The organism is Mycobacterium sp. E796, from assembly GCF_001672815.1.
Taxonomy (GTDB): Bacteria; Actinomycetota; Actinomycetes; order Mycobacteriales; family Mycobacteriaceae; genus Mycobacterium.
The window spans coordinates 1-707 of record NZ_LZKK01000152.1 but is presented as its reverse complement, the minus strand read 5'-3'; the positions used below and the strand labels follow the sequence as shown (position 1 = coordinate 707).

The following is a 707-nucleotide window of genomic DNA, read 5'->3' as shown; positions in this document are numbered from 1 at the left end:
GCCCTACCTGCTGGTGCCGCCGACCCCGCAGCACGAGGCGACCCTCGAGGCGCTGAAGAAGCTCGAGTTCGCCGACGGGACGGCGACCGGTGAGGCGATCTTCACCGCGCTGCACGCGGTCGGCGCCGCGGCCATCACCGGCGGGGACACGCCGCCGCCGGCGCGGATCGTGCTGCTGTCCGACGGCGGTGAGAACAAGCCGACGGACCCCAGCGACCCGCACGACGGCGCGTTGGGGTCCAGCGGCACGTTTTCGGCCCCGTCGGATTCCAGCACGATGCGCGCCGGTGGCGGCCCTTCGCCGCCGCCCATCACCGAGCCGACCGTGGCGATCGCCTGCAGCGCCGTGAAGATGCCCTCCCCCGTCGCGGTTTTCGGCGCCGGCTTCAACCCGTCGATCGCCGCCTTCACCGCGGCCCGGTTTGTCGTCGGCGACACAAGCAACGAGGCGTTGGCAGCGAATTCCACCAGGCCCAGGTTGATGGCCGGCGTCAGCTCATCGGCGAATTTCTTGCCGGCCGCCTGCTCGGCCGCCTTGAGCCGGTTGGGTTCGACGTCGGTCGCGCGCATCGAGTTCGACATGTCGATGATCAGCACGACGCAGGCGCGGTTGCGCGGGATGCGCATGTCATGCGTAGGCGTGGCCAGGGCGACGGTCAACAGGAACAGCGACAGCAGCGCAACCGCGACGGGAACGTGTCGCCACC

General features: G+C 70.6%; 2 pseudogenes. One reads left to right on the top strand and one right to left on the bottom strand.

Annotation, left to right across the window (positions count from 1 at the left end):
* Nucleotides 1-220 (top strand): annotated as a pseudogene (locus tag A5706_RS32190) (hypothetical protein); the annotation flags it as partial.
* Between the two features lie 5 nt (nt 221-225).
* Here A5706_RS32190 and A5706_RS11255 read toward each other — a convergent pair.
* Nucleotides 226-707 (bottom strand): annotated as a pseudogene (locus tag A5706_RS11255) (VWA domain-containing protein); the annotation flags it as partial.